Source organism: Embleya sp. L77, from assembly GCF_055557415.1.
Map to the genome: position 1 here is coordinate 5,034,958 of NZ_CM145709.1, position 21,119 is coordinate 5,056,076.

At 71.7% G+C, this 21,119-nt stretch carries 15 protein-coding genes; 14 read left to right on the top strand and 1 reads right to left on the bottom strand.

Features of this window, described 5'->3' with window-relative positions; genetic code table 11:
• Window positions 1–1,298 precede the first annotated feature (1,298 nt).
• The 14 genes from ACZOOI_RS21600 (at window position 1,299) to ACZOOI_RS21665 (ending at window position 17,496) form a co-directional block, all read left to right on the top strand.
• Window positions 1,299–3,062, top strand: a complete 1,764-nt coding sequence (locus ACZOOI_RS21600; RefSeq protein WP_465277377.1) for a peptidoglycan D,D-transpeptidase FtsI family protein — start codon at window positions 1,299–1,301, stop codon at window positions 3,060–3,062.
• Between the two features lie 96 nt (window positions 3,063–3,158).
• Window positions 3,159–4,832 carry a UDP-N-acetylmuramoyl-L-alanyl-D-glutamate--2,6-diaminopimelate ligase gene (locus ACZOOI_RS21605; protein WP_465277378.1) on the top strand — a complete coding sequence of 558 codons (1,674 nt, stop codon included), beginning with the start codon at window positions 3,159–3,161 and terminating at the stop codon, window positions 4,830–4,832.
• Window positions 4,829–6,250 (top strand): UDP-N-acetylmuramoyl-tripeptide--D-alanyl-D-alanine ligase, encoded by a 1,422-nt coding sequence (locus ACZOOI_RS21610; RefSeq protein WP_465277379.1) that lies wholly within the window; start codon window positions 4,829–4,831, stop codon window positions 6,248–6,250. The genes ACZOOI_RS21605 and ACZOOI_RS21610 overlap by 4 nt, the downstream gene beginning before the upstream one ends.
• Complete coding sequence (mraY, locus tag ACZOOI_RS21615; RefSeq protein ID WP_355537423.1) at window positions 6,247–7,305, top strand: phospho-N-acetylmuramoyl-pentapeptide-transferase; 1,059 nt, start codon at window positions 6,247–6,249, stop codon at window positions 7,303–7,305. Before ACZOOI_RS21610 ends, mraY begins: the two co-directional genes overlap by 4 nt.
• A gap of 6 nt (window positions 7,306–7,311) precedes the next feature.
• On the top strand, window positions 7,312–8,811 hold the full coding sequence (murD, locus tag ACZOOI_RS21620) for a UDP-N-acetylmuramoyl-L-alanine--D-glutamate ligase (protein ID WP_465277380.1): 1,500 nt from the start codon (window positions 7,312–7,314) through the stop codon (window positions 8,809–8,811).
• Window positions 8,812–8,822: 11 nt separating this feature from the next.
• Window positions 8,823–10,142 carry a putative lipid II flippase FtsW gene (gene ftsW, locus ACZOOI_RS21625; RefSeq protein ID WP_465277381.1) on the top strand — a complete coding sequence of 440 codons (1,320 nt, stop codon included), beginning with the start codon at window positions 8,823–8,825 and terminating at the stop codon, window positions 10,140–10,142.
• Between the two features lie 5 nt (window positions 10,143–10,147).
• Window positions 10,148–11,242: an undecaprenyldiphospho-muramoylpentapeptide beta-N-acetylglucosaminyltransferase gene (gene murG, locus ACZOOI_RS21630; protein ID WP_465277382.1), complete on the top strand. Its 1,095-nt coding sequence runs from the start codon at window positions 10,148–10,150 to the stop codon at window positions 11,240–11,242.
• Window positions 11,243–11,263: 21 nt separating this feature from the next.
• Window positions 11,264–12,088, top strand: coding sequence for a cell division protein FtsQ/DivIB (locus ACZOOI_RS21635; RefSeq protein WP_465277383.1), 825 nt, complete (start codon window positions 11,264–11,266; stop codon window positions 12,086–12,088).
• Window positions 12,089–12,378: 290 nt separating this feature from the next.
• Window positions 12,379–13,554, top strand: a complete 1,176-nt coding sequence (ftsZ, locus tag ACZOOI_RS21640; RefSeq protein ID WP_465277384.1) for a cell division protein FtsZ — start codon at window positions 12,379–12,381, stop codon at window positions 13,552–13,554.
• A 65-nt stretch (window positions 13,555–13,619) separates the two neighbouring features.
• Complete coding sequence (pgeF, locus tag ACZOOI_RS21645) at window positions 13,620–14,351, top strand: peptidoglycan editing factor PgeF (RefSeq protein WP_465277385.1); 732 nt, start codon at window positions 13,620–13,622, stop codon at window positions 14,349–14,351.
• A 43-nt stretch (window positions 14,352–14,394) separates the two neighbouring features.
• On the top strand, window positions 14,395–15,120 hold the full coding sequence (locus ACZOOI_RS21650) for a YggS family pyridoxal phosphate-dependent enzyme (RefSeq protein WP_465277386.1): 726 nt from the start codon (window positions 14,395–14,397) through the stop codon (window positions 15,118–15,120).
• A gap of 73 nt (window positions 15,121–15,193) precedes the next feature.
• A complete protein-coding gene (locus ACZOOI_RS21655; protein WP_026218733.1) occupies window positions 15,194–15,838 on the top strand; it encodes a cell division protein SepF in 645 nt (214 codons plus the stop codon).
• Between the two features lie 65 nt (window positions 15,839–15,903).
• On the top strand, window positions 15,904–16,188 hold the full coding sequence (locus ACZOOI_RS21660; protein ID WP_020552920.1) for a YggT family protein: 285 nt from the start codon (window positions 15,904–15,906) through the stop codon (window positions 16,186–16,188).
• A gap of 45 nt (window positions 16,189–16,233) precedes the next feature.
• Window positions 16,234–17,496, top strand: a complete 1,263-nt coding sequence (locus ACZOOI_RS21665; RefSeq protein WP_391582628.1) for a DivIVA domain-containing protein — start codon at window positions 16,234–16,236, stop codon at window positions 17,494–17,496.
• Between the two features lie 148 nt (window positions 17,497–17,644).
• On the opposite strand, the gene ileS is transcribed toward ACZOOI_RS21665, so the two are convergent.
• Window positions 17,645–20,794, bottom strand: a complete 3,150-nt coding sequence (gene ileS, locus ACZOOI_RS21670) for an isoleucine--tRNA ligase (protein ID WP_465277387.1) — start codon at window positions 20,792–20,794, stop codon at window positions 17,645–17,647.
• Window positions 20,795–21,119: the final 325 nt, after the last annotated feature.

Here is a 21,119-nt window from a genome sequence, read left to right on the forward strand (position 1 = left end):
CGCTCGGCCGTTCGCTCGTTGTACGTATGCGCCGCCCGGTGCGGCATGCCGCCGAATCCGGGTGCTGCCCAGTTCAGGTGAAGGGACCTCGCGTGACCGACGGACGCCGTGACCCCCGTGATCCGCGTGATCCCGACGAGCCGCGTTCGGCCGGGCGGGCCCGCCGGGAGCGTGGCGCCGACCCGGCCGCGTCCTCGGACCGTCGGTCCCGCCCGCGTCCGGCCGACGGCTCGGGTGCGGCGGACGGGCGGCGCCCGCGCGCGAGCACGGGGGAGCGGGCCGAGCCGCGCGCGGGCCGCCCCCGGGCGGCCGGCGGGGAGCGGGCCGAGTCGGGTGCGCGCACCCCGCGTCCGGACCGCCCGCGCCGACCCGCCGGCGAGGAGGCACCTCCGGCGCGTCGGGGCACCCGGCCCGACGTGCCCGGGGCGGCTCGCCCACGGACGGGCGAGGCCACATCCGGCGAAGGTCCGGCCGCGGCGCGCGGCGACGGGGCCGGACGTCCGGCCCGGCCCCGGACGGGCGATGCCGGGTCCGGCGGCGCGGGCCCGGCCCGGTCGCGTTCCGGTACGGGCGCGTCCGGTGGGCGGTGGGGTCGCCCGGGTGCGGGTGACGCGGCGTCCGGCGAGCGGGCGGGCCGGCCGCGTGGCGGTGATGCGGGGTCCGGCGAGCGTTCGGCGCGTTCCGGTGCGGGTGGCTCGGCGTCCGGTGGGCGGCCCGGTCGGCCGCGTTCCGCTGCCGGCGCCTCGGGTGGGCTCTGGTCCCGGCTGCGGGCGGGTGCCGCCTCCTCCGGCGAGCGTTCGGCCGGCGTCGGTGACGCGGCGTCCGGTGGGCGTCCGGCGCGCCTGCGCGGCGGTGCGGCGGCGGCCGGTGAGCGGTCGAGTCGGTCGGGCGCGGGTGATGCCGGTGCGGGTTCGGCCGGGGCCGGGCGGCGGGCGGGTGCGGGTGAGCGGTCTCGCGACGAGCGTGCGGCCGCGCGTCGGCCGCGGCCGAGGTCGACGCAGGCACCGGTCGAGGGCGGTGCGGCTGCGGGCGCGCGTCCCGGGCCGCGCCCGCGTCCACGACCCGATGCGCGGGGAGCCGAACCGCCCGGCCGGCCGGAGCGGCCGCGGCGGCCGCGCCCGGTCGCCGGCGACGGTTCCGCGCGCGGCGCCCGGGACGCCGCTCGGGCCGACCACGCCGGCGCTCGGCCGGTGCGCCCGGCCCGACCGCGTCCGGGGACGGCCCGGCCCGGTCGCACCCGCGACGCGCACCCGGCCGGAGGGCCTCGGCCCGCCCGCCGGCCGCGGGCCGGCGCGCGGATGGGCGATCCACGCAAGCGGCTGCGGATCGGGCTGATCGCGCTCGGCGTGGTGCTGACCCTGTTCGCCGGCCGGCTGCTCCAGTTGCAGGCCCTGGACGCGCCCGCGTACGCCGCGCAGGCCGCCGCCAAGCGCACCCAGACCGTCAACGTCCCGGCCGAACGCGGCTCGCTCACCGACGCCTTCGGGGTGAGCCTGGCCAAGTCGGTGGACGCGTACGACGTCACCGCCGACCCCACCCAGGTGCAGAAGTACGACCCGCACGCCACCGCGGTGGCGCTGGCCCCGCTCGTGAACGGCGACCCGGTCGCCATCGAGGAGAAGCTGCGCACCCCCAAGTCGCGCTACGTGGTGCTCGCCGCCCAGGTCGAGCCGGCGGTGTGGAACCACATCCACCAGGTGCAGAAGGACCTGGGCAAGGTACGCCGCAACGACCTGGTCGGCATCTACTCGACCAAGCACAGCAAGCGGGTCTACCCGGCCGGACCGGTCGGTGCGAACCTGGTCGGCTTCGTCAACGCCACCGGACACGGCGGCGGCGGCCTGGAGATGACCCTGGACGGCCAACTGGCGGGCAAGGACGGCCGGACCACCCAGGAGATGGTCTACGGCCGCCGAGTGCCCACCTCCGACCTCACCGGCAAGGAGGCGGTGCCCGGAGCCGACGTGCAGTTGACCGTCTCGCGCGACCTCCAGTGGTACGCCGAGCAGTTGATCGCCGCGAAGGTCACCGAGACCAAATCCGAGTCGGGCACGGTGGTGGTCCAGGACGTGCGCACCGGCCAGATCCTGGCGATGGCCACCGCCCCCGGCTACGACCCCAACCACATCGGCCCCGGCGACGTGCACAACCTCGGCAACCGGGCCGTCGAGGAGGCCTACGAGCCGGGCAGCACCGGCAAGGTGATGACCATGGCGGCGGTGATCCAGGAGGGCCGGGCCACCCCGGGCACGCACGTGACCGTGCCGAACCGACTCGCCCGGGCCGACCAGCTGTTCAAGGACGAGCACGACCACCCCACCCAGCAGCTCACGCTGGCCGGCGTGCTGGCCAAGTCCAGCAACATCGGCACGATCCTGGCCTCGGAGCAACTCTCGCCCGACCGCGCCGAGGCCAACGCCAAGCTGCACGACTACCTCACCCGGTTCGGCGTCGGACAGCCCTCCGGGCTGAAGTTCCCCGGCGAGACCCCCGGCATCCTGGCCCAGCCGCAGAAGTGGAACGGCTCCCAGCAGTACACGATCCCGTTCGGCCAGGGCCTGTCGGTGAACTCGGTCCAGGCCACCTCGGTGTTCCAGACCATCGCCAACGGCGGCGTGCGGATCGAACCGAGCCTGGTCAAGGGCAGCACCGGCCCGGACGGGAAGTTCAAGCCCGCCGCCGCACCCAAGTCCACCGTGGTGGTCAGCCCGGAGACCGCCCGCCAGGTGAGCGACATGCTGGAGACGGTGGTCGCCGACGAGGGCGGCACCGGCAAGAACGGCCGGATCCCCGGCTACCGGGTCGCGGGCAAGACCGGCACCGCGAACCGGGTCGATCCCAAGACCGGTCGCTACAACGGCTACACGACGTCGTTCATCGGCTTCGCCCCGGCGGACGATCCGCAGGTCGTGGTGTCCGTCACGCTCCAGGCGCCGGGCATCGACGGCGGTGGCGGCAGCCTGTGCGCACCGGTGTTCCAGCAGGTGATGACGTTCGCCCTGCAGAGCCGCCGGATCGCCCCGAGCGGCACCGCGGCGCAGGACCTGCCGATCGAGTGGTGAGCGATGCCGCGACCGACAGCGCCCGTCCCGTCGGCGCCGGTCGCGGCACCGGGCCGAGGACGAGCCGACGGCCCAAAGCGCGGTAGCCTGCCCGCCGTGCCCAACCGTGATCTGCGCCGCCCAGCCGAGGTGCGCCCCCAACCGCTGACCGGCCTGGCCGGGTTCGTCTCCGTCCCCCTCACCGGGGCCCCGAGCGACCCGGAGGCGACGCTGACGGGCGTCACCCACGACTCGCGGGCCGTGCGCCCGGGGGATCTGTACGCCGGGTTGCCCGGTGAGAACTTCCACGGTGCCGCGTTCGCCGGACAGGCCGCGGCGGCGGGCGCGGTGGCCCTGCTGACCGACCCGGCGGGCGCCGAACTGGCCGCCGACAGCGGCCTGCCGACCCTGGTGGTGGCCGATCCGCGCGGCCGACTGGGTGAGATCGCGGCCTGGGTCTACGGGCGGCCCGCCGAGCACCTGGTGATGTTCGGCGTCACCGGCACCAACGGCAAGACCACCACCGCCTACCTGCTCGACGGCGGGTTGCGCGCCGCCGGCGGCACGACCGGGGTGATCGGCACGGTCGAGACCCGGATCGGCGAGGAGGTGGTGCCCAGCGTGCGCACCACCCCCGAGGCCACCGACGTACAGGCGCTGCTCGCGTCGATGCTGGAGAACGACGTCACCGCCGTGGTGATGGAGGTCTCCAGCCACGCGCTCGCGCTGGGCCGGGTCGACGGCACCGTGTACGACGTCGCGCTGTTCACCAACCTGTCCCAGGACCACCTGGACTTCCACGCGTCCATGGAGGAGTACTTCGAGACCAAGGCCGAACTGTTCACCCCGCGCCGCTCGCGGATCGGCGTGATCGACGTGGACGACGCCTACGGGCGTCGGCTCGCGAAGATGGCGAGCGTGCCGGTGCTGACCGTGTCGGCGGCGGGCGCCGCGGACGCCGACTGGCGGGCCGAGAACGTCGATCTCGGCCCGGACGGCAGCCGCTTCACCGTGGTGGGCCCGGACGGGCACAAGGCCGACGCGAGCGTGCGGTTGGCCGGCCCGTTCAACGTGTCCAACGCGCTGCTGGCGATCGTCGCACTGACTGCGGGCGGCGTCTCGCTCGCGGACGCGGTCGAGGGCGTGGGCCGCACCCCGGGCGTGCCCGGACGGATGGAGCGGGTGGACGCGGGCCAGTCGTTCCTGGCCCTGGTCGACTTCGCACACACCCCGGACGCGGTGCAGACGCTGCTCGCGGCGCTGCGCCCGGTGACCGCCGGGGCGCTGACCATCGTGCTCGGCGCGGGCGGCGACCGGGACCGGGCCAAGCGCCCGCTGATGGCCGCCGCCGCCGCCCGACTCGCCGACCGCGTCGTGCTCACCAGCGACAACCCGCGTTCGGAGGACCCCTCGGCGATCCTGGACGAGATGCTCGCCGGCATTCCGGGACTCGCCGACCCGCACGGCACCGTGGTGGTCGAGCCGGACCGGGCCGCGGCCGTCCTGCTCGCGGTGCGGCAGGCCGGGCCGGGCGACACGGTCGTGGTCGCGGGCAAGGGACACGAGCAGGGCCAGGAGTTCGCGAACGGGGTCAAACACCCCTTCGACGACCGGGTCGAGCTGCGCCGCGCGGTGGCCAGAACCATGCACGGCGGCCCCGCGTCCCCGAAGCAGTCCGACGATGCGAGGATCGTGACTCCCGCACCATCAACGCACACCCCGACGTCCGAGACCCCGACCCCAGGCGTCCCGGCGACCGGCACTTCGCGTGCCGAGGAGACGAACCAGTGATTTCCACCACTCTTGCCGAGATTGCCACCGCTCTCGGAGGGCGGCTTTCGGGCGGCGCGGATCCGCACGCGCGCATCACCGCCGAGATGGTCGTGGACTCCCGCAAGGTCGGCCCCGGCACGCTGTTCGTGGCCGTGCGCGGCGAGCATGTCGACGGGCACGACTACGCGCGCGCCGCGATCGAGGCGGGCGCCGTCGCGGTCCTCGCCGAGCGCGACACCGGAACCCCGGCGATCCTCGTCGAGGACGTGGTCCGGGCGCTCGGCCGGCTCGCCCGCTCGATCACCGACCGGCATCCCGACACCACGGTGATCGCGCTGACCGGGTCCTCCGGCAAGACGAGCACCAAGGACCTGCTCGGCCAGGTGCTCGCCCACGCCGGCCCGACGATCGCCCCGAGCGGCAACTTCAACACCGACATCGGCCTGCCGATGACCGTCCTCGGCGTGACCGAGGAAACCCGGTACCTGGTCGCCGAGATGGGCGCGCGCCACGTCGGCGACATCGCCTACCTGTGCGAGATCGCCCCGCCGCGGATCGGCCTGGTCCTCAACGTCGGCTCCGCGCACATGGGCGAGTTCGGCGGTCGCGAGGGCATCGCCCGGGCCAAGGGCGAACTCGTCGAGGCGCTGCCGGCCGACGGCGTGGCCGTGCTCAACCAGGACGACCCGTTCGTGCGGGCGATGGCCGAGCGCACCAAGGCCCGCGTGGTCACCTTCGGCGAGAGTGCCAAGGCGGACGTACGGGCCGAGAACGTGACACTCGACGAGCAGGGCCGGGCCTCCTTCACGCTGTGCGTGCCGGAGGGCAGTGCGCCGGTGATCTTGCGCCTGTACGGTGAGCACCACGTGGCGAACGCTTTGGCGTGTGCCGCCGTGGCACGCGAAGTGGGCATGACCGTCGAGGACATCGCGGCGGCCCTCGGCGCTGCCGGTACGATCTCCCGCTGGCGGATGGAAGTGACCCGCAGGGGCGACGGGGTGACCGTCGTGAACGACGCGTACAACGCCAACCCCGAGTCGATGCGAGCCGCGCTCAAGGCCCTCGTCGCGATGGCGGGCGGCAATCGTACGTTCGCCGTGCTGGGCGCGATGCGGGAGTTGGGCGAGGCGTCGCTGACCGAGCACGATGCGATCGGGCGGCTCGCGGTACGCCTGAACATCCACCGGCTGGTGGCCGTGGGCGGCAGGGAGGCCGCCTGGATCGACATGGGCGCGAAGAACGAGGGTTCGTGGGGTGAGGAGTCGGTGCTGGTGCCCGACGTAGAGGCGGCCGTCGAACTACTCCGGGGCGAACTGGCCCCGGGCGACGTCGTACTGGTGAAGGCGTCCCGAGGGGTGGCCCTGGAACGGCTCGCGGACGCGCTGTTGGCGGACGCCGCCGGGGACGACGTGAGCAACGCGGAGGTGCACGGGTGAGGGCCATCCTCATCGCCGGCGGCATCGCCCTGGTGCTGTCGCTGATCGGTACGCCGCTCGCGATCCGGATCCTGGTCAAGCGTGGCTACGGCCAGCTGATCCGGGACGACGGTCCGGCCGGACACCACAGCAAGCGCGGTACGCCCACCATGGGCGGCGCGGTGATCATCCTGGCGGCGCTGGCGGGTTACGGCGGGGCCAAGGCGATCACGTTGGAGACACCGAGCGCGTCCGCGCTGCTGGTGCTGTATCTGATGGCGGGCCTGGGCCTGGTCGGCTTTGTCGACGACTTCATCAAGATCGTCAAGCAGCGCAGCCTGGGTCTGCGGGCCAAGGCCAAGTTGGCCGGACAGTCCTTCGTGGGCATCTCGTTCGCACTGCTGGCGATCCAGTTCAAGGACGCGCGCGGGTTCACGCCGGCGTCGACACACCTGTCCTTCGTGCAGGACACCGCGCTGGACCTGACGCCGGTGTTCTTCGTGATCTGGGCCTACATCCTGATCGCCGGGCACTCCAACGGCGTCAACCTCACCGACGGCCTGGACGGTCTCGCGACCGGCGCCTCGGTGATCGTCTTCGGCGCGTACACCTTCATCGGGGTCTGGCAGTACGGCCAGTCCTGCCTGAACGCGCCCGGCGTGGGCTGCTACGACGTGCGCGATCCGCTGGATCTGGCGATCGTGTCCGCGGCGATGATGGGTTCGTGTTTCGGCTTCCTGTGGTGGAACACGTCGCCGGCCAAGATCTTCATGGGCGACACCGGTTCGCTCGCGCTCGGCGGCGCGCTCGCCGGGCTGGCCATCCTCACCCGCACCGAGTTGTTGTCCGCGCTCATCGGCGGCCTGTTCCTGATCATCTCGCTGTCGGTGATCATCCAGGTGGGCTACTTCAAGATGACCGGCAAACGGGTGTTCAAAATGGCGCCGCTCCAGCACCATTTCGAACTCAAGGGGTGGACCGAAGTACTCATCGTGGTTCGGTTCTGGATCATCGCCGGCCTGTGCGCCATTCTCGGGATCGGCATCTTCTACGCGGGCTGGGTTACGGGAACGTAAAGAGACGTGAGTACGAAAGACCTGAGCACCTTCACCCATCACGGTGCGCCGTGGGCCGAGTTGTCGTTCTGTGTCGCGGGCACCGGGGTCACCGGCGCGTCCGCGGCCCGGGCGCTGCACGGCCTGGGCGCACGCGTCGTGGCGATCGACGGTTTTGACGACGACAACGCCCGGCGGCGCGCCGAGGAGTTGCGCGCACTGGGCATCGACGTGCGCCTGGGTGACGACGAGAGCCTGCCGGCGCGGGTGGACGTGCTGATCGCCTCACCCGGACTCATGCCCACCAAGCCGCTGTTCGCCGCCGCGCGCGCGGCCGGCGTGCCGGTGTGGGGCGACGTGGAGCTGGCGTGGCGGCTGCGTCCGCGGGAGAACCCCGCGCCGTGGCTGGCGATCACCGGCACCAACGGCAAGACCACGACCGTGCGCATGCTCGCCTCGATCCTGGAGGCGTCCGGCAAGCGGGTCGCGGCGGCCGGCAACGTGGGCACGCCCGTGGTGGACGCGGTGCTCGCCCGCGACGGGGACGGCGAACCCGCCTACGACGTGCTCGCGTTGGAGCTGTCCAGCTTCCAACTGCACTGGCTGCCGACCTGGGAGGAAAGCCCCAAGGACGACGCCGGCGCGCCGCGGATGCTGGCCGCGGCGGTGCTCAACATCGCGCCGGACCACCTGGACTGGCACGGCTCGCCGGAGGCGTACGCGGCGGACAAGGGCCGGATCTACGGTGGTTGCCAGATCGCCTGCGTGTACAACCTGGCCGACCCGCAGACCGAGCAGCTCGTGCACGAGGCCGAGGTCGAGGAGGGGTGCCGCGCGGTCGGCTTCGGACTCGGCCCGCCGGGGCTGTCGAACTTCGGCGTGGTCGACGACCTGCTCGCCGACCGGGCGTTCGTGCCCGATCGGCACAGCACGGCGGCCGAACTCGCCACGGTGGGCGACGTGAACCCGCCGGCGCCGCACAACGTGGCGAACGCGCTGGCCGCCGCCGCCCTGGCCCGGGCCTACGGCGTGCCGCCGGTGGCGGTGCGCGACGGGCTGCGCGCGTTCCGGCCGGACGCGCACCGGATCGCGCACGTGGCCACCGTGGCCGGCGTCGACTACGTGGACGACTCCAAGGCCACCAACGGGCATGCCGCGGCGGCCTCGCTGGCCGCCTACCGGGACATCGTGTGGATCGCGGGCGGCCTGGCCAAGGGCGCCTCGTTCGACGACCTGGTCTCCGGCGCGAAGAACCGGCTGCGCGCGGTGGTGCTGATGGGCGCCGACCGCGCGGTGATCAGGGACGCGCTCGCGCGACACGCCCCCGATGTCCCCGTGGTCGAGGTCGCCGCGACCGACACTGGGGCCATGGAACTGGTCGTGGGCGAGGCGGCGGCGCTGGCGCGGCCCGGGGACACCGTGCTGCTCGCGCCCGCGTGCGCGTCGATGGACATGTACGCCAACTACGGAAAGCGCGGCGACGCCTTCGCCGACGCGGTCCGCGGACTCGACACAGCGGCCGGCTGACCGGGCGAGCGATGGCCGCCGGTCCGCAGACTCGCGAGGCACGCCCCACGCCCACCGCCGACAAGCGGCGGCCGTGGGGCGGTTCGCGGTTGCCCAAACCGCGCCCCGGCGCGTCGCGTCCGGCCGGGTCGGCGCGCCGTGAACTGCGCCGGGCGCTGGACAGCCCGCTCACCGCCTACTACCTGCTGCTCGGCTCGGGTCTGCTGCTCACCGTGCTGGGCCTGGTGATGGTGCTGTCCGCGTCGCAGATCACCTCCCGGACGATCTACGGCTCCTTCGACGAGATCTTCACCAAGCAGCTGATCGCGGTCGCGATGGGCTTCCCGCTGATGTGGATCGCGTCACGTCTGCCGCTGCGCTGGTATCGCCGGCTGGCCTATCCGTTCCTGATCGGCTGCGTCGGTGCGCTGTGCCTGGTCCTGGTGCCCGGGCTGGGCATCGAGGTGAACGGCAACCGGAACTGGATCGGTTTCGGCTCGTTCCAGATCCAGCCCTCCGAGTTCGCCAAGCTGGGCCTGGTGTTGTGGGGGGCCGACGTGCTCACCCGCAAGCGCCGGCTGCTCGGCCAATGGCGGCACATGTTCGTCCCGCTGCTGCCCGGTGCGCTGGTGATCCTGTTCCTGGTGCTGCTCGGCGGCGACATGGGCACCGCGATGATCATCACCGTGCTGGTGCTCGCGCTGTTGTGGATCGCCGGTGCGCCGGGCCGGCTGTTCGCCATGGCGATCGCCGTGGTCTCCGTGCTGGCCACCGTGCTGATCGTGCTCAAGCCGCACCGGGCCGCCCGGTTCGCCGGATTCCTCGACCCGTTCTCCGACCCCAACGGCAGCACGCTCCAGGCCGCCCAGGGCATCTACTCGCTCGCCACCGGCGGCTGGTTCGGCAGCGGAATCGGGACGAGCTATGGCAAATGGGGCACTTTGCCCGAGGCGCACACAGACTTCATCTTCGCCGTCATCGGCGAGGAATTGGGTCTCGTGGGGACGCTGTCCGTACTCACCCTCTTCGCGGCCCTAGGCTATGCAGGTATCCGCGTCGCGAGTCGCACGAAAGACCAGTTCGTACGGCTCGCCGCGGGTGGCGCGACCGCGTGGATCATGGCCCAGGTCATGATCAACGTCGGGGCGGTGCTCGGCCTGCTGCCGATCGCCGGAGTGCCGTTGCCATTGGTGTCCTACGGAGGTTCCGCCCTGCTTCCGACCATGTTCGCCGTGGGCATGCTGTTGTCCTTCGCCCGAGGTGAACCAAAGGCCGAGGCGGCGCTCGCCGCGCGCGGGCCCGGGGCGGTTCGTCGAGCGTTCGCGCGGATCCTGCCGCGCAGGGATGGGTGAATCAGGTGCATGTCGTCCTTGCCGGCGGAGGAACCGCCGGGCACATCGAGCCCGCTCTGGCATTGGCGGACGCGCTGCGCCGCCAGAACCCCAATGTGGGCATCACGGCGCTCGGCACGGCCAAGGGCCTGGAGACCAAGCTCGTTCCCGCTCGCGGTTACGAACTCGCGTTGATCCCGGCCGTGCCGTTGCCGCGCAAGCCCACGCCCGAACTGATGACCGTCCCCGGTCGACTGCGCGGCACCATCCGCGAGGCCGCGGCCGTGCTGGAGCGGACCAACGCGTCCTGCCTGGTCGGCTTCGGCGGCTACGTCGCGCTGCCGGGCTACCTCGCGGCCAAGCGCCAGGGTGTGCCCACGGTGGTGCACGAGGCCAACGCCCGACCGGGCCTGGCCAACAAGATCGGCGCCCGCTACACCCGATTCGTCGCGGTGAGCACGCCGGACAGCAAGCTGCGCGGGGCGCGCTACATCGGCATCCCGCTGCGCCGGGCGATCGCCACCCTGGACCGCAACGCGCTGCGCGACGAGGCCCGCGCGACGTTCGGCCTGGACCCGATGCGGCCCACCCTGCTGGTGTTCGGCGGCTCGCAGGGCGCCCGGCGGCTGAACGAGACCCTCGCCGCCACCGCCCAGCAGCTGCTCGCCGAGGGTGTCCAGGTGCTGCACGCGGCCGGGCCCAACAACGAACTCACGATCAGCTCGCCGCCCGGCGGTCCGGCCTACGTCGTGGTGCCCTACCTCGACCGGATGGACCTGGCCTACGCGGCGGCCGACATGGTGCTGTGCCGGGCGGGCGCGATGACCTGCGCCGAGTTGGCCGCGGTCGGCCTGCCCGCGGCCTACGTCCCGCTGCCGATCGGCAACGGCGAGCAACGGCTGAACGCGCAGCCCGTGGTCAAGGCGGGTGGCGGCCTGCTGGTCGACGACGCCGACCTGACCCCGGACTGGATCCGCTCGTCCGTGCTGCCGGTGCTCACCGACGCACGCAAGCTGCACGACATGGGCAAGGCGGCGGCCGAGTTCGGTCGGCGCGACGCCGACGAGGAACTGGTCCGGATGGTCCACGAGGCGATCGCCGCCGCGCGGTTGCCCCAATAGGCGCAGGCCCAGGGAGCGTTCTTGCCCAAGACGAAGGAGCGCGCGCCGGGGCGTCCGGCGAAGGCCGGGCGCGGTCCGCGGCGACGCTGGACCAACCTGCGCCCGCTCCTGGTCCTGGTGCTCCTCGTGCTGCTCGCGGTGACCGGATGGGGGATCGTCTACCACTCGCCGCTCCTGGACACCCGCACGGTGGCCGTCGGCGGGTTGGCCACGCTGCCCCGGGATCAGGTCGCCCGGGTCGCGGCGGTCCCCGTCGGTGAGCCGTTGGCCGGGATCGACCTCGACGCGATCCGGGCCCGGGTGGCCGCGATCCCGCGGGTGGCCTCGGTCCGGGTCGAGCGGGATTGGCCGCACACCGTGCGGATCTCGGTGCGCGAACGGGTGACCGCGCTGGTCGTGCCGGACGCGGGCCGCTACGCGGAGATCGACAAGGACGGCGTACGGTTCGGTACGGTGGACGCCGCACCGGCGGGCGTGCCGGTCGTCAAGGCCGACGCCGACACGGTGAGTCGGGAAACGCTACGGGGGGTGGTTCAGGTGGTGGCGGCATTGCCACCGCCGGTCGCCCAACGTGTACGGGACATCACCGCACGAACGCGCGACGACATCGTGCTCGTGCTCGACAAGGGCGAGACCGTGTTGTGGGGTGGGGCGGAGGCGTCCGACCGCAAGGCACTCGTACTCGCGGCGCTGTTGCCGCGACCGGCGAAGTTCTACGACGTCAGCGCGCCCGACGCGCCGGTGACCCGAACCCAGCCGGTCCCCTCGGTCGCGCCGCCGGCGCCCGCCCAGTCGTTACCACCGGTCGCACCCGCCGCGGCGGTTTCGACCCCGACCACGCCGTGACAGGGAGCGGAAGCACCCCGCCACTGCGATAAAACAATAGGGACAGGTTCGGCGTGTTCGTTGAACCGTGTCCGATGGGGACCTAGTGTCGGCCTAGCCCCAGGTTGACAAAGCAGTAATCCGCACCGTTCGCATCGGCGGCGTTCGATGCGAATCGGTGTAACTCTATACCTGAGGGTGAGGGTTTTGGTGGCTCGCGGAAATCGCGTCCCGACCTCCCCAAGTCGGCAAATGTCGGCATGCCGGAACCACGGCACGCCGACCGGAACTCGAGGCGAGAGGCCTTCGACGTGGCAGCACCCCAGAACTACCTCGCAGTCATCAAGGTGGTCGGTATCGGCGGTGGCGGTGTCAACGCCATCAACCGGATGATCGAGGTCGGTCTCAAGGGCGTCGAGTTCATCGCGATCAACACCGACGCCCAAGCCCTCCTCATGAGCGATGCCGACGTCAAGCTCGACGTCGGCCGGGAATTGACCCGCGGCCTCGGCGCCGGCGCGAACCCCGACGTCGGCCGCAAGGCCGCCGAAGACCACCGCGAGGAGATCGAGGAGGTCCTCAAGGGGGCCGACATGGTCTTCGTCACGGCGGGCGAGGGCGGCGGCACCGGTACCGGTGGCGCCCCCGTGGTGGCCAACATCGCCCGCTCGCTCGGCGCGCTCACCATCGGCGTGGTCACGCGCCCGTTCACCTTCGAGGGACGGCGCCGCGCGAACCAGGCCGAGGACGGCATCGCGCAGCTGCGCGACGAGGTCGACACCCTGATCGTCATCCCCAACGACCGGCTGCTCTCCATCTCCGACCGGCAGGTCAGCGTCCTGGACGCGTTCCGCTCGGCCGACCAGGTGTTGCTGTCCGGTGTGCAGGGCATCACCGATCTGATCACCACGCCCGGCCTGATCAACCTGGACTTCGCCGACGTCAAGTCGGTGATGTCCGAGGCCGGTTCGGCGCTGATGGGAATCGGTTCGGCGCGCGGCGACGACCGGGCGGTGGCGGCGGCCGAGATGGCCATCTCCAGCCCGCTCCTGGAGGCGTCCATCGACGGCGCCCGCGGCGTGCTGCTCTCCATCTCCGGCGGCTCCGACCTCGGCCTGTTCGAGATCAACGAGGCCGCGCAGCTGGTCAGCGAGGCCGCGCACCCCGAGGCGAACATCATCTTCGGCGCGGTCATCGACGACGCGCTCGGCGACGAGGTGCGGGTCACCGTGATCGCGGCCGGCTTCGACGGCGGCCAGCCGCCGTCCAAGAGCGAGTTGGGCAAGCCCGCGACCACGACCGCGGCCTCGCGGCCGGAGCCGGTGGGGCGGCCGACCCAGAACCAGGGTCCGGGTGTGCTGCACGAGCCCACCCCGCCGCCGACCAGCTACCCGGCGCCGACCACTCCGAGCCCGCGTGCGCCGTTGGTGCCGGAGCCGATCAAGGACGACCTGGATCTCGACATCCCGCCGTTCATGAAGTCGTAGCATTCGCGGCAACACCCGCGAACGGCACGACATCGCAGCAAATCGACACAAGGGGTGGGCCCGACGTGTTCACGCGAAGGGCCGCTTCCGGCGGCGCCCGTTTCGCCTTCACCGACCGGTGGGGCGGCACGGGCGCCGCGCCGTATGACGAGTTGAACCTCGGCGACCACGTGGGCGACGACCCGCGCGTGGTCGCCGCGAACCGCGCACGCACCGCCCGGGCGCTGGGCCTGTCACCCGAACGGGTGGTGTGGATGAACCAGGTGCACGGCAACACGGTCACCGTCGTCGACGCCGCGTCCGCCGAGCCGTTGCCCGCCACCGATGCCCTGGTCACCGCGACCGCGGGGCTGGCGCTCGCGGTTCTGGTCGCCGACTGCACTCCGGTGCTGCTCGCCGATCCGCAGGCCGGCGTGGTGGCCGCCGCGCACGCGGGCCGGCCGGGCCTGGCCGCGGGGGTCGTGCCGGCCGCCGTGCAGGCGATGTGCAAACTCGGCGCCGATCCGGCCCGGATCGTGGCCCGGACCGGGCCGGCCGTCTGTGGCGCCTGCTACGAGGTTCCCGAGGCGATGTGCGAGGAAGTGTCCGCAGTTGTCCCGGCGGCCCGCGCACGCACCCGTGAGGGCACTCCAGGGCTCGATATCCCGGCCGGCGTGTGGGCGCAACTCGCCGCGCAGGGGGTTGTGTCGGGTGAGAAATCGCACATCTGCACGCGCGAGTCGAGCGACCATTTCTCCTATCGCCGGGACCGGAGCACGGGTCGGATCGCCGGCTACGTGTGGCTCGCCGAGGGCTGACCCCGCCCGGGCGTGTCCGGTCCCCGTCGGCGACGATGGACGGATGGAAACGCACGCTCAGCCGACCGCAGAGGGCGCCCGTCGAGGTGCCGAACTCGCCGCCAACCTGGCCGCCGTCGAGGGCCGGATCGCCGCCGCGTGCGCGAGCGCCGGCCGCCCGCGCGCGGACGTCACCCTCGTGGTGGTGACCAAGACGCACCCGGCGAGCGACGTGCGACTGCTCGCCGGACTCGGCGTCCGCGACGTCGGCGAGAACCGCGACCAGGAGGCCGCGCCCAAGGCGAAGGCCACCGAGGACCTCGACCTCACCTGGCACTACGTCGGCCAACTGCAGACCAACAAGGCCAAATCGGTGGCGCGTTACGCCGATGTGGTGCACTCGCTCGACCGGGTCAGGCTCGCCCGTTCGCTGTCCGCCGCGGCCGAGCGGCAACAGCGCACGATCACCGCGCTGTTGCAGGTCAGCCTGGACGAAGACCCGACCCGCGGCGGGGTGTCCGCGGCCGACCTGGCCGAACTTGCGGACGTGGTGGCCGGTGCGCCGAACCTGATCCTCGGCGGCGTGATGGCGGTGGCCCCGCTCGGCGTCGAACCCGCTCGGGCTTTCGCCGGGTTGCGAGAAATCGCAACCCGCCTGCGCGAAGCCCATCCGACTGCAAACATGGTTTCCGCGGGGATGAGCAACGACCTCGAAGCGGCCATCGAGGCCGGGGCGACACATGTACGCATCGGTACTGCGGTGCTCGGAGTCCGGCCTTCCCTCCGGTAGCGTCGCCGTGAAGTGGATCGCACGACCCACGGTGACCTCAGCCGATCCACCGTGAGACCGGAGGAAGCGGAACATGGCCGGCGCAATGCGCAAGATGGCGGTCTACCTCGGCCTCGTGGAGGACGATGTCTACGAGTATGACGATTACGATGAGGACGACATCGGCCAGGACGGCCGCGACCGGGTCGAGCGCACCGATCGTCGCGAGGAGCGGCGGGACGAGCGTCGTGAGGAGCCACGTGAAGTACGCGAGCCGCGTGGGGAATCGCGGGAACGTCGCGAGGATCTCGTTCGTGGAGCTACTGCCCTTCGCGAAGCGGGGGCCCTTCGCGACGAAGGCCGCCTTGAAGAACACCGCGCAACAGTGTCCGCCATGCCCGAACGCCGTCCCGAGAGCAGCACACCGGTGACCGTACACAAAGTCGTCAGCGAACGTGAGCCCTACCGCATCACGACGCTGCACCCGCGTACCTACAACGAAGCCCGCACGATCGGCGAGCACTTTCGCGAGAGCACGCCCGTGATCATGAACCTGACGGAAATGGAGGACACCGACGCCAAGCGCCTGGTGGACTTCGCCGCGGGTCTCGTGTTCGGCCTGCACGGCAGCATCGAGCGGGTCACCCAAAAAGTCTTCCTCCTGTCGCCTGCTAACGTCGATGTGACAGCCGAGGACAAGGCCCGCATCGCCGAGGGCGGGTTCTTCAATCAGAGCTGAGGTGTGCGAAAACTGAGGCTAGGTGCGGTCCTGACCAGAGGGACGGCACACGAGGGGGCAGGTAAATGAGCATCGCGCTGGAGATCATCCGCATCGTGCTCTACTGCTTTTTGATCGTGTTGTTCTTCCGCTTGGTGATGGACTACGTGTTCCAGTTCGCGCGGTCGTACGAGCCGCGCGGGGCCATGGTGGTATTGCTGGAGGCCACGTACTCCATCACCGATCCACCGTTGAAGTTGCTGCGCAGGTTCATTCCTCCGCTGCGCCTCGGGGGTGTAGCACTCGACCTGTCCTTCTTCGTACTGATGATCATCGTCTACATCCTGATCTCCGTCGTGGGCAGGCTGTAAGCGGTACCGTCTGTCCGATGCCGACGATCACGCTGAGGTGAAGAGATGCCGTTGACCCCCGAAGACGTGCGTAACAAGCAGTTCACGACCGTCCGTCTCCGTGAGGGCTATGACGAGGACGAGGTCGATGCGTTCCTCGATGAGGTCGAGGGCGAACTGACCCGACTTCTCCGGGAAAATGAGGACCTGCGAGCGAAACTCGCGGCGGCGACCCGTGCCGCCGCGCAGAGTCAGCAGCAGGCTCAGCAGCGCAAGGAGCGCGAACGCCCCGACGCACCCGTCCCGGCAGCCATATCCGGGCCGACCCCGGTTCCTCCGCCGCCCCAGATGGGCGGGCCGCAGGGGATGCAGGGCGGCCAGCACCAGATGCAGGGCGGCCCGCAGCAGCTCGGTCCCGGTGGACCGCAGCAGCACCCCATGGGGGGACCGCAGCAGCTTGGTCCGGGCATGAGCGGTCAGCACCAGCTCCAGGGCCCGCCGCAGCACCAGCTGCAGGGTGGCCCCGGCATGAGCGGTCAGCACCAGCTGCCCGGTCAGCAGCAGCACCAGCTGCAAGGCGGTCAGCACCAGATGCAGGGCGGCCCCGGAATGGGCAACCCCGGCATGAGCGGTCAGCACCAGCTCCAGGGCCCGCCGCAGCACCAACAACAGCTTCAGCAGCACCAGTTGCAGGGCGGCCCGCCGCAGCTCGGTCCGGGCGGACCGCAGCAGCAGATGGGCAACCCCGGTGGCGACAGCGCCGCTCGGGTGCTCGCGCTGGCGCAGCAGACGGCGGACCAGGCGATCGCCGAGGCCCGCTCCGAGGCGAACAAGATAGTGGGCGAGGCGCGCACCCGCGCCGAGGGCATGGAGCGCGACGCGCGCTCCAAGGCGGACGCCCTCGAGCGGGACGCGCAGGAGAAGCACCGCGTCGCGATGGGCTCGCTCGAAAGTGCCCGCGCCACGCTCGAGCGCAAGGTCGACGACCTGCGTGCGTTCGAGCGGGAGTACCGCACGCGCCTGAAGTCGTACCTGGAGAGCCAGCTGCGCCAGTTGGAGTCGCAGGCCGACGACTCGCTCGCGCCGCCGCGTACGCCGGCCACGGCCTCGTTGCCGCCGGCCATGTCGTCCGCGCCGGTACCGATGTCGCAGTCGATGTCGCAGCCGTCGTCGATGTCGCCCGCGATGACGCCGTCGATCGGGCAGCAGATGAGCCCGGCGATGACGCAGCAGATGTCGCCGGTGCGTCCGCAGGCGCCGCAGCCGCAGCAGATGCAGCAGCCCTCGCCGATGCGCGGGTTCCTGATCGACGAGGACCCCGACAACTGACCGGCCACTGAGCGTCGGTCGGCACATCCGAGAAGCGCCCGCCCCCTCCGGGGGGACGGGCGCTTCTCGGGTTTCCCGGCAATTCGGAGTGGTTCGGGACGAATCGGGGGAGTCGGGCGGGACGGCCGAAACCGTCCCGCCCGCCGATTCACACCTTGCGCAGCCAGAACCGCAGGCCGAGCGCCGGGTCGCCGTGCTCGAACAACTCCTCGTCCTCCGGCGCGCCCTGGGTGAACTGCGTCGCCAGCACCTCGTCGGCGACCTGCACGCCGTGCGCGAGCAGCGCCGAGGTGGTCTCCTCCGACTCGTCCGCGGCCCACCACACCAGGATCCGGTCGGACACCTCCAGGCCGCTGTTCTTGCGCGCCTCCTGGATCAGCCGGACCACGTCGCGAGCCAGGCCCGCGAGCCGCAGTTCGGGTGTGATGGTCAGATCGAGCGCGACGGTGGCGCCGTCCTGGCCGGCCACCGTCCAGCCCTCGCGCGGGGTCTCGGTGACGATGACCTCCTCGGCCGCCACCTCGACCTCCTCGCCCTCGACCACGACCACCGCGGTGCCCGACTCGCGCAGCGCCGCGGACAGCGCCGATGCGTCGGCGGCGGCGATCGCCGCGGCCACGATCGGGGTGCGCTTGGCGAACCGCTTGCCCAGCGCCCGGAAGTTGCCCTTCGCGCTGTACTCGACCAGGTCGCCACCCGCCTCGGACAGCGCCGCGACGGAGACCACGTTGAGCTCCTCGGCGATCTGCTCGCGCAGTTCCCCGGACAGCTCGTCCCAGCCCGCCGCGCCGATCAGCGCACGGCCCAGCGGCTGCCGGGTCTTGACCCCGGAGTCGGCGCGGGTGGCCCGGCCCAACTCCACCAGGCGCCGCACCAGCGTCATCTGCCGGCCCAACTCCGGGTGCACCAGCGCCGGATCCGCCGTCGGCCACGCGGCCATGTGCACCGACTCGGGCGCGTCGGCGGTGACCGGGCGGACCACGTCCTGCCAGACCCGCTCGGTGATGAACGGCACCAGCGGTGCCATCAACCGGGTGACCGTCTCCAGCGCCTCGTGCAGCGTGGCCAGGGCGGCCGGCTCCGCGTTCCAGAACCGCCGCCGGGACCGGCGCACGTACCAGTTCGACAGGTCGTCCACGAACGCGGTGAGCGCCTTGCCCGCGCGCTGCGTGTCGTAGGCCTCCAGGGCCGCGTCCACGTCGCCCACGAGGGTGTTCAGCTCGGACAACAACCACCGGTCGAGCAGCGGGCGCTCGGCCGGGGCCGGGTCGCTCGCGCTCGGCGTCCAGCCGCCGGTGCGCGCGTACAGGGCCTGGAAGCTGACCGTGTTCCAGTAGGTCAGCAGGGTCTTGCGGACCACCTCCTGGATGGTGCCGTGCCCGACCCGGCGGGCCGACCAGGGCGAGCCGCCCGCGGCCATGAACCAGCGCACCGCGTCCGCGCCGTGCCGGTCCATCAGCGGGATCGGCTCCAGGGTGTTGCCCAGGTGCTTGGACATCTTCCGGCCGTCCTCGGCCAGGATGTGCCCCAGGCACACCACGTTCTCGTAGGACGACTTGTCGAAGACCAGCGTGCCGATCGCCATCAGCGTGTAGAACCAGCCGCGGGTCTGGTCGATCGCCTCGGAGATGAACTGCGCCGGATAGGACTGCTCGAACAGCTCGCGGTTGCGGTACGGGTAGCCGAACTGGGCGAACGGCATCGAACCCGAGTCGTACCAGGCGTCGATCACCTCGGGCACCCGGGTGGCCCGCCCGCCGCACGCCGTGCCGTCGCCGGCCTTGGCCGGGCAGTCGAAGACCACCTCGTCGATGAACGGCCGATGCGGGTCCAGCCCGGACAGGTCGCGTCCGGTCAGCTCGGACAATTCGCCCAGCGAGCCGACGCAGGTGAGGTGATTCTCGTCGCAGCGCCAGATCGGCAGCGGCGTGCCCCAGTAGCGGTTCCGGGACAGCGCCCAGTCGATGTTGTTGTTCAGCCAGTCGCCGTAGCGGCCCCACTTGACCGTCTCCGGGTGCCAGTTGGTCCGCTCGTTCTCGCGCAGCAGCGCGTCCTTGACCGCGGTGGTGCGGATGTACCAGGACGGCTGCGCGTAGTAGAGCAGCGCGGTGTGGCAGCGCCAGCAGTGCGGATAGCTGTGCTCGTACTCCAGATGCCGGAACAGCAGCCCGCGCTCGCGCAGGTCCGCGACCAGCGCCTCGTCGGCCTTCTTGAAGAACTGCCCGCCCACCAGCGCCAGCTCCGGCTCGAAGGTGCCGTCCGGGCGGACCGGGTTGACCACCGGCAGGCCGTACGCCCGGCAGGTCTTGAGGTCGTCCTCACCGAAGGCGGGCGCCTGGTGCACGACACCCGAGCCGTCCTCGGTGGTGACGTAGTCCGCGAGCACGACGAAGTTCGCGTCCTCCAGCGGCAGCAGGTCGAACGGGCGCCGGTAGGCCCAGCGTTCCATCTCCCGGCCGGTGAACCGCTCGCCGGTGGCCACCCAGCCCTCGCCGAGCGCCTTGCCCAGCAGCGGCTCGGCGACCACCAGGCGCTCTCGGCCGTCGGTGGCCACCACGTAGGTCACGTCCGGGTGCACCGCGGCGGCGGTGTTGGAGACCAGCGTCCACGGCGTGGTGGTCCACACCAGCAGCGCGGCCTGCCCGGCCAGCGGCCCGGAGGTGAGCGGGAAGCGCACGTAGACCGAGGGGTCGACGACCGTCTCGTAGCCCTGGGCGAGTTCGTGGTCGGACAGCCCGGTGCCGCAGCGCGGACACCACGGCGCGACCCGGTAGTCCTGGGTCAGCAGCCCCTTGTCGAAGATCTGCTTGAGCGACCACCACACCGACTCGACGTACTCGGGGTCCATCGTCCGGTACGCCTTGGACAGATCGACCCAGTAGCCCATCCGGGTGGTCAGGTCCTCGAAGGCGCCCACGTGGGTCATCACCGACTCGCGGCATTTGGCGTTGAACTCGGCGATCCCGTACCGCTCGATGTCCGACTTGCCGGCGAAGCCGAGCTGCTTCTCGACGGCCAGTTCGACCGGCAGGCCGTGGCAGTCCCACCCGGCCTTGCGCGGCACGTTGTACCCGCGCATGGTGCGGTAGCGCGGAAACACGTCCTTGAACACGCGGGCTTCGATGTGGTGCGCGCCCGGCATGCCGTTGGCGGTCGGTGGGCCCTCGTAGAAGACCCAGCGCGGGCCGTCGGCATTGCGTTCGAGGGAGCGCTCGAAGATGTCGTTGTCCCGCCAGAACGCGAGGACCTCGTGCTCCATGGCGGGCAGGTCGACCTGCGCCGGTACCGGGCGGTACATGTGGCTTCCTTCCGCGGGCTGTGATGCGTGCCTACCGAAGGGACGAGACCGCCGTGTGCCGGCCCCGCGGTACCACCCTTCTTGGCCGCGCCGCCCGGTACGGCAACCGTGCCGGGGCGGGCACAACCCACTCGTTTGCGCGAGGGCCGGTTCTACGGGCCGATCCGGGATGGCATCGACCTTTCCTCCGGCAGCTCCGGGGTGATCTTCACGGCGCGCACACCTCCGGGCTCACACCGTCCCCGGATCGCTGATGGCTGCGTGCGTCGCTACTCGTCCCCATCGACACCGTCTCGCTCTGCGGATTGTACGACCCGAACGGGTC

Bases quoted from the DNA above. Each gene is read 5' to 3' on its own strand.
- ACZOOI_RS21650 (WP_465277386.1), top strand. From the start codon at position 14,395: ATGGAAACGCACGCTCAGCCGACCGCAGAGGGCGCCCGTCGAGGTGCC.
- ACZOOI_RS21600 (WP_465277377.1), top strand. From the start codon at position 1,299: ATGGGCGATCCACGCAAGCGGCTGCGGATCGGGCTGATCGCGCTCGGC.
- ACZOOI_RS21655 (WP_026218733.1), top strand. From the start codon at position 15,194: ATGGCCGGCGCAATGCGCAAGATGGCGGTCTACCTCGGCCTCGTGGAG.
- ACZOOI_RS21660 (WP_020552920.1), top strand. From the start codon at position 15,904: ATGAGCATCGCGCTGGAGATCATCCGCATCGTGCTCTACTGCTTTTTG.
- ileS (WP_465277387.1), bottom strand. From the start codon at position 20,794: ATGTACCGCCCGGTACCGGCGCAGGTCGACCTGCCCGCCATGGAGCAC.
- ftsW (WP_465277381.1), top strand. From the start codon at position 8,823: ATGGCCGCCGGTCCGCAGACTCGCGAGGCACGCCCCACGCCCACCGCC.
- ACZOOI_RS21665 (WP_391582628.1), top strand. From the start codon at position 16,234: ATGCCGTTGACCCCCGAAGACGTGCGTAACAAGCAGTTCACGACCGTC.